Annotated in this window: 5 protein-coding genes and 1 pseudogene; 2 read left to right on the top strand and 4 right to left on the bottom strand. The window is 63.9% G+C overall.

Annotated features, from left to right (window positions below):
- Positions 1-280, top strand: a pseudogene (locus YY7_RS62205) (IS4 family transposase); the annotation flags it as partial.
- A gap of 55 nt (positions 281-335) precedes the next feature.
- On the opposite strand, the gene YY7_RS0135085 reads toward YY7_RS62205, so the two are convergent.
- On the bottom strand, positions 336-968 hold the full coding sequence (locus YY7_RS0135085; RefSeq protein ID WP_028167274.1) for an HAD-IA family hydrolase: 633 nt from the start codon (positions 966-968) through the stop codon (positions 336-338).
- A 115-nt stretch (positions 969-1,083) separates the two neighbouring features.
- On the opposite strand from YY7_RS0135085, the gene YY7_RS0135080 reads away from it, so the two are divergent.
- Complete coding sequence (locus YY7_RS0135080; RefSeq protein ID WP_028167273.1) at positions 1,084-1,845, top strand: S1 family peptidase; 762 nt, start codon at positions 1,084-1,086, stop codon at positions 1,843-1,845.
- Between the two features lie 201 nt (positions 1,846-2,046).
- Here YY7_RS0135080 and YY7_RS0135075 read toward each other — a convergent pair whose 3' ends face one another.
- The 3 genes from YY7_RS0135075 to YY7_RS0135065 all read right to left on the bottom strand — a co-directional run bounded on the left by YY7_RS0135075 (position 2,047) and on the right by YY7_RS0135065 (position 7,410).
- On the bottom strand, positions 2,047-4,269 hold the full coding sequence (locus YY7_RS0135075; RefSeq protein WP_028167272.1) for an acetate--CoA ligase family protein: 2,223 nt from the start codon (positions 4,267-4,269) through the stop codon (positions 2,047-2,049).
- Positions 4,270-4,418: 149 nt separating this feature from the next.
- The gene (locus YY7_RS0135070; RefSeq protein WP_028167271.1) at positions 4,419-5,006 is read right to left on the bottom strand and encodes a class GN sortase; all 588 of its coding nucleotides are present in this window, start codon (positions 5,004-5,006) and stop codon (positions 4,419-4,421) included.
- 187 nt (positions 5,007-5,193) lie between these two features.
- Positions 5,194-7,410, bottom strand: a complete 2,217-nt coding sequence (locus YY7_RS0135065; protein WP_433994546.1) for a marine proteobacterial sortase target protein — start codon at positions 7,408-7,410, stop codon at positions 5,194-5,196.
- Between the last annotated feature and the right edge of the window lie 231 nt (positions 7,411-7,641).

The raw sequence follows: 7,641 nt of genomic DNA, 5'->3' as shown, positions 1-7,641 counted from the left end.
CCGCTGGATCAAGCAGCACCTCGATATTCGCAAGTTCCTCGGCACCAACGACAATGCTATCCGCCTGCAGGTGCTCGCTGCGATGATTGCCTACCTGTTGTTGCGCATCGCCGCGCGCGCCAACTGCGTCAAGATGCTCCCTCTCAGGCTGGCCGAACTGATCCGCCAGTTTCTGTTCACCCGTCGATCCCTGGCCGCGATCAACGAGCCGCCACCTATCAATCCCAGTAAGCCCAAATCGCGAACTTCCCCGAACCAATTGGCATTTTGCTATGGCTGATTTTCCCCGGACAGCCCTGCGTAAGAACGGGGCGGGGAGAGGGAGAAGTCCGTGCCTAGCGCAATACCAGCCCGGTTGCCGCCTCAAGCTCGGAAATCGCCTGGTCCGCGCTGACCACCTTGATTGTGGTCATGCCCATTTCGCGCGCGGGCTTCAGGTTGACGCCGAGATCGTCGAGATAGACGCAATTGCTTGGATCGACCTTCAGCGTTTCTACCATCAGCTTGTAGATGCGCGGATCGGGCTTGCGCAGGCCGATCTTGGCGGATTCGATCACGTGATCGAACAGCGCCATCACCTCGGCGACATAGAGTGTGCGGCCGCTTCTGCTTCCGATTGCGTTCGCCGGCAGATTGTTGGTGATGCAGCCGGTCTTGAATTTGGCATTGATGCGCTTCAGCGCTTCTACCATTTCAGGGCGTAGGTCGCCCTGCAGCAGCGGCAGCACGTCCCTGCCGCGCACCTCGGCGCCGAGCGCCAGCGATTCGGCGGCGAACAGCATATCGAAGGTTTCGATATCGATCTCGGCGCGCTCGAATTTCGCCCAGGCGTTTTCGAGGTGGTTGGCGGCGTTGGTGCGGCGGACGATGTCGGCGGGCAGGCCGCGTTCGGTCTCGAACCGGGTGAATGCCTCGAACGGCGAGGTGGTCAAGACGCCGCCGAAATCCCAGATCACTGCCTCGATCATTTCCTGCTGCCTGTCGTTATGTGTGTTGACCGAGCCGCTAACACGGATCGATTTGCGGAGCCAGCCTGAATCCGCCGGCTTGGCGATGCGCGCGGCGCAAGCTATTGCTGTGCCCATGAAAGCCTTGCTCGCGATATCGGCAGCGCTCGCGCTGCTCTCCTCCATGCCGGCCTCCGCCATTGTCGGCGGCGGCGTGCCGTCCGCCGAAGGTGTCGGTCGTTCCATCATCACCATCGTCGGCTCGCGCGGCAACTTCTGCACCGGCGCGCTGATCGCGCCGAAAGTGGTGCTGACGGCGGCGCATTGCGTGCAGCCCGGCGCGGACTACAAGATCGTCGAATATGGCCCGGACCGGCAGCCGCAATTGAAGGACGTCAAGAGCATCGCGATCCATCCCGCATTCAGGATGGACGCCATGACGTCCCATCGTGCCACGGCCGACGTGGCGCTGCTGCAGCTTGCCGCGCCGGCCGCCGGCAAGGCGCCCGCGGCACTCGGTGCGCCGAACATTCCGGTTGTCGTCGGCAGCCGCTTCACCATCGCAGGGATCGGCGTCACCGTGCGCGGCGATGGCAAAAGCGGCGGCATGGTGCGCGTCGCCGGCCTGATCGCGACCGGCCAGCCCGGCACGCTGCAGATCCGCCTCGTCGATCCGCTCGCCAAGGGCGCGCGCGACGGGCTGGGGGCCTGCACCGGCGATTCCGGCGGCCCGGTATTCGAGGACAAGCAGACCGGGCCTGCGATAATCGGCGTCATCAGCTGGTCGACCGGACCGAACAATGCCGCCGGCTGCGGCGGCATCACCGGCGTCACGCCACTGACGCTGTATCGCGACTGGATCTTGCAGACCGCAAGGCAGTGGGGCGCGGGGTTTTGACGTCCACTCGCAATGGGTGGGCACGCGACGCTTTGCCCAGCCTACGGATTTCACGAATTTTCCGCTGTCATTCCGGGGCGCGCGAAGCGCGAACCCGGAATCCATTTCTCCGCCTGCGCCCGTGGCCCGATGGATTCCGGGCCTGCGTGCTTTGCACGCATCCCGGAATGACGACAGAGAATTCGCTCACAGCCTGCAGGATCAATGCCCCGCCGCTTTATTTGCCGCGGCGTTGTTCAGCACGATCAACGCATCCACTGCAATGCCCAGCTTCGTGTTGATCAGGAACGGATTGATATCGATCGAGGCGATGCGGTTGCCGGCATCCGCGATCAGGTTGGAGAGCCCGACCAGCGCCTTCACGGCGGAGGCTTCGTGCAGTGCCGGCCTGCCGCGATAGCCCTTCAGCTTGATGCCGGCTTTTGTCCTCGCGATGAGCTGTTTTGCCTCTTCCGCATCAAGCGGCGCGCCGGCCAGCGCGACGTCCTTCATTAGTTCGATATCGACGCCGCCGGTGCCGAACAGCACCACGGGGCCCATCTCGGCGTCGAGTGAGGCGCCGACCACGAGTTCCAGATCGGCCTTGACCTGCTGCGCGATCAGGATGCCCTCGAGCTTCGGCTTGTTCTTCAGCTTCCTGACCCGCGCCGTGATGTCGTTGAACGCCTTCTTCACCTCGGTCGCGCTGTTGAGGTTCAGCACCACGCCGCCGATATCGGACTTGTGCAGGATATCAGGGCTGACCACCTTGGCGACCACGGGGAAGCCGATCTTCCTGGCGATCGTCGCAGCTTCAGTTGCCGTCTGCGCGATCTCCTCCTTCGAGATCGGAATGCCGTACGCCTTGAGCAGCTTCTTCGACGCGACCTCGTCGAGCGCAGCCGTGCCGTTGGCGCCGTTCAGCGCCTTCTCCAGCATCGCGCGCGCGGATGCCGTCGAGCTCGAGACGATATCAGGTACTTCCTTGCGAAGCTGCGCGTATTCGATCAGCGACTTGATTGCGCCGACCGCGCGGTCGAGCCCCTGCAGCACGGCGACGCTCTGCAGCGTCTTGCGCAGAGCCTTGGTATGTTCGGTGAAGCCGATCGACATCGCGCTGATATAGATCACGGGCTTGCCCGCCTTGGCAGCCATCTCGTTGACGATGCGAAGATTGCGTTCACGCAATTCATGCGGCGCCTTCGGCAGTTCGGCGTCGATGATGACGATGTCGGTATCAGGGTCATCGATCATGATCTTGATCGACTTCATGTAGACGGAGGGATCGACCACGGCGGCAAAGCCGGCGTCCAGCGGATTGCCGACAATGCTGCCGGGACCGAGCATCTTGGCGAGTTGCTCGGTAGCGTTCGGGCTGAGCGGCGCGAAGTTCAATCCGGCCGCATAGAACGCATCGATCAGGAGCCCGCGCTTGCCGCCGGACAGCGATACCGCGGCGAGCCGGCTGCCCTTCGGCAGGTCGGCATGCACGAAGCATTCGGTGGTCTCGATCAATTCATCGAGGCCACGGACGCGGATCACGCCTTCGCGGGTCGAGATCGCGTCAAAGGTTTCGATCGAGCCGGCGAGCGCGCCGGTATGCGCCATCGCCGCGGCGCGGCCGCCCTCGGAGGCGCCGAGCTTGAGCGCGATCACCGGCTTGCCGGCGGCACGCGCGGCCTTGCAGGCATCGCGGAACGCCTTCGTGTTACGCACGCCCTCCAGGTACACCACGATGACGCGGATGCTCGGGTCAGTGGCGAAATAGGTCATCAGGTCGGGCGTGGTCAGCCCGCTCTCGTTGCCGGTCGTCACCATGTAGCCGACACCGACGCCGCGATCCTCCAGCGTCTGTCGGATCGCCATCACGATCGCGCCGGATTGGCCGGCGATCGCCACCGGCCCGGCTTCCATCGTGACGATGCGGTCGTCGATATTGGTGAAGAGGTTTTCGCCGGCGCTCAAATTGCCGAGGCAGTTAGGTCCGGTCACCGCAAGCCCGGTCTCCTGCACCGCCTGCTTCAATTCCACCGCGAGGCGTTGACTTTCTTCGTCCTGCAACTCGCTGAAGCCGGAGGTGACGATGGTCGCCGAGCGCGCGCCGGCGGCAGCCGCATCGCGGATCACCTGCACCGCAAAGCGCGCCGGCACAAGCACCAGAACATGATCTGGCTTGTCGGGGAGGCTCGCAAAATCCTTGTAGCAGGTGACGCCCCAGATCGTCTCGCGCTTGGCGTTAACCGGATAGAGCCCGCCACGGTATCCGTATTTGATCAGGTTGTTCCAGATCCGCTCGGCGTAGTTGCCGGGCTTGTCGGTGGCGCCGACCAGCACGATGTTGCGCGGGTGCAGCATCGCATGGATCTGCTTGACCACGTCGCTGGCATCACGCGACGGCGACCATTTCTCAGTCGGAGCAGACGCGGGGCTGAATTGAGCTTCCATGGACTCTGCCTTGTCGTTTCCTGTGGCGCTGCAGCGAACACTGTGCGCCATGTTTTTTGCTATTTCTATTGAGCCCTGCGCGGCGTGGCAACTCACCTTGGCTGCATGCCGCTACGCTTTGATGCGATATCCCACCGCGCGGACAATATTCACGGTGTTGTCATCCGCGAGGAGCCGGATTCGATCATCGTCGCGTGCAGGAGATAGCGTTCCGGCCCCGATGTCAGCGCGTCGAATGGCCAACAGGTCGAGAGCACCAGCTCGTATCCGTTCGAGAGCGGATCGATGCCGGAGGCATCGAAGCGCACCACGGAGCTTCTGTCGGCGCGATAGCGGAAGGTCTTGCCGTCGCTGCGGGTGATATCGATCGCGTCCTCGATGACGACATCTTTCAGGAAGCGAAAATGGGTGTCGCGATGCGCGGAGTAGACGGCAACGCCGCGTTCGCCGGCGTCGGGTGTGAGTTCGAGATGGCCCGGGCCGAAGGCGAGCGCCTGACCGCTGGAGCCCGCGAGCACGATGGTGCTGGCATCGAGCCGCTTCACCTCGATGCGTGCGACCGGCCAGGTGTCGGCCCATGACCATGGCTTTGTCGGATGCCCGGTTGCGATGGTTTTGCTGAAGGCGCGTTCGAGCAGGACCTGAGCGAGGAGGGCTTTGGCGTGGATGTAGGCGCCCTGGCCGAACAGGATCAAGCCGAGAAGGGCGAGGAGGAGAGGGGCAAGGAAACGCGGCATTTGACCGATACTCCGCCGTCATTGCGAGGAGCGCAGCGACGAAGCAATCCATCTCTCCGCAAGTGGTGGCATGGATTGCTTCGCTGCGCTCGCAATGACGCGTGTGGAAAGAGACGCGCGCGCCCTGGGGGACGGGAGGCCGCGCGCGCCAAGAGGAGGTGGGGACGCCTCCTCTGTTCATTCGGCATCAGTGGGCGAAGTTCTGACGCCGGATGAATGCGAACAGGAGCAGGCTGAGCACGAGCAGGATCGCGCCCGCGATCATCTTCAGTTCGGCGTCGGTCGCGGTCTTCGGCAGCTTGACCGTGTCGGGCGCCTGCACCACTGCCGGGCGTTTCAGGGCGGCGAGCTGCGTCCGGCCATCGCCTTCCGCGCGCCGCTCGATCGGTGCCACCGGCAATTGCGGGCCATCGCCGAAGACCTTTGCGAAATCCCAGCCGGCGGGCAGGTTGAGCGGCAATTCGCTCACTTTCAGCGGCTCGCCATCGGGCCGGCTCGGAGTCTTGTCGATCGCAACCAGGCTGGTGAGCCGGGTCACGAGCTGATGCTCGAGCGCCAGTGCCAGGATGGTCTTGTTGGCATCGTCAGGACTCGCCTGCCGCGTGGTGCGCGCAACCTCGGCATCGTCGATCTTGCGCCGCGCCCACAGCTTCGACAGGCCCTTGCCTTCGGCGGCGTTCGCCAGTGGCAGCGTCACGAGCCAGGGGCGATCGCCGATGCGGCCCTTGATCTCGACCGAGCCTGCGAGCTTGTCGAGCCTGGCTGCTAGCACCAGCGGCTCGCCGCGATAGAGGTCGGGAAGGATCGCCGGCGTGACCTCGGCATGCGCCTCGGAGAATTTGGCCGAAAGATTGGTCACCGCGGGATTCTCGAGCTTGGCGAACAGCGCGCGCATGCGCTCCTCGACCTGGTCGGTGGAGCCGATATGGGTAAAAGCGCCGCGGCCAAGCTCGGCGGCGCGCGTCATCAGATAGGTGTTGGGCGCCGAGCCGATGCCAACCATGAAGATACGCGAGCGGCCGCGCATCGCCGTGATCGTCTCGAACAATTGCTGCTCGTTGCCAACAGCGCCGTCGGTCAGGAACACGACCTGGCGGACATGATCGGAATCACCATCCGAACGGTCTGTCAGCGCCGCCCGCATCGCCGGCACCATTTCCGTGCCACCATTGGCCCGCAGCGCGCTTACGAAGGCGGTGGCGCGGCCGAGGTGCTCGCTGTCGGCCGGCACCGCTGATGGAAACAGCGCGTCCATGGTGTCGTCGAAACGGATCACGTTGAAGCGGTCGTTCGGCTGCAGCCGTCCGAGCGCGTAAATCAGGCTCGCTTTTGCCTGCACGATCGAGGTACCGCCCATCGAGCCGGAATTGTCGATCACGAAGATCACTTCGCGCGGTCGTGGCTTCTGCTCGGCCTCAACGACGGCAGGCGGGGTGACGAAAGCGAGCAGATAGTCGGCGTCGCCGACATGCTCGCGGAACAGGCCGACTGATGGCGCCTTTTCGGCGGCAGGCTTCCAGGTCAGTTCGAAATCGCGGTCCGCCGGCACGAGCCCTTCGGCGAGCTTGATGAGCCGCGTCGCATCGTCGACGTCTTCGATCTTCACGATGTGATGATGGCTTTTCACCTCGCCGAGCGGAAAGCCAGCCTGCAGGCGAACGGTGATGTTGGTCGGATTGACCGGCGCATGCTTGGCCGGGTCGAGCACCGTCGGCGTGATGCGGTCGCGATCGGGAACGGGATCGGACTTCGTTGCACCCCAGCCGCCGCCATCGGGGCGAAGGTCGACGCTCTGCACGATCGGCGCGGGATTGTAGCGTGGTGCCACCACCATCGGAACGCGCAGCGAGAATTCGTTGCCGGACTGCTGCACCGGCTCCTGATATTCGATCTGCACCAGCACGGTCTCGCCCGGGCCGATATTGGCGACCGAGTTGGTGAAGATGTTCGGCCGCTCCTGTTCGGTCAGCGCGGCCTTCTGGCCGTTCCGTTTGGCCTGCTCATAGATCACGCGCGCTTGGCGGCGCTCCTTGATGTCGCCGACCACGATGCGATCGCCGACCACCATCTTCAGCGTGTCGACTGCGCCGCCCGTCGGTAGCGGATAGACGTAGACCGCTTCGACCCAGTCCTTGGTTGGGTTGCGGAAAATTTGCGTGACGCGGGCGCGGATGGTCGGGCCCGACACCGTGAGGTCGACATCCGTGCCGAGCCTGACGGCGTCGTCATAACCCTCGTCGGTCTTCAGCAGCAGCGACCCGGAACGGGCATCGCCCGGCTTGATGTACGCTGCCGGTGGCTTGATCTCTGCCGACCATGCCGGCGCGAAGTTCACAAAGAGTGTCGCGAACCCGATCATGAGCGCGGCAATGCCTTCCGCCAGAAAGAACAGCGCTATTCGCATCCTGCGCGACAGGCGCGGGCGGCCGGTCGCGATACAATCGCACGTCGTCATTTCCTTCTCCCGAGGGACGTCTTGGATACGCAAAATCTTCGGGAAAGTGCGTCGAGGCGCGAGCAGAATGATCGGCATTGTTCAGCCGCGGGCAGGCGCCGTACGCCGCGCCGTCGGCGGCTTTGTGCGGTTTTGTGCTGAAATGTACGGTCTGGTAGAGTTGGCGTGAATCAGCATGGG

Origin of the sequence: Bradyrhizobium elkanii WSM2783 (genome assembly GCF_000472865.1) — a bacterium.
In the GTDB taxonomy this organism is placed as follows: domain Bacteria; phylum Pseudomonadota; class Alphaproteobacteria; order Rhizobiales; family Xanthobacteraceae; genus Bradyrhizobium; species Bradyrhizobium elkanii_A.
This window is presented reverse-complemented; position numbering and strand designations above follow the sequence as displayed.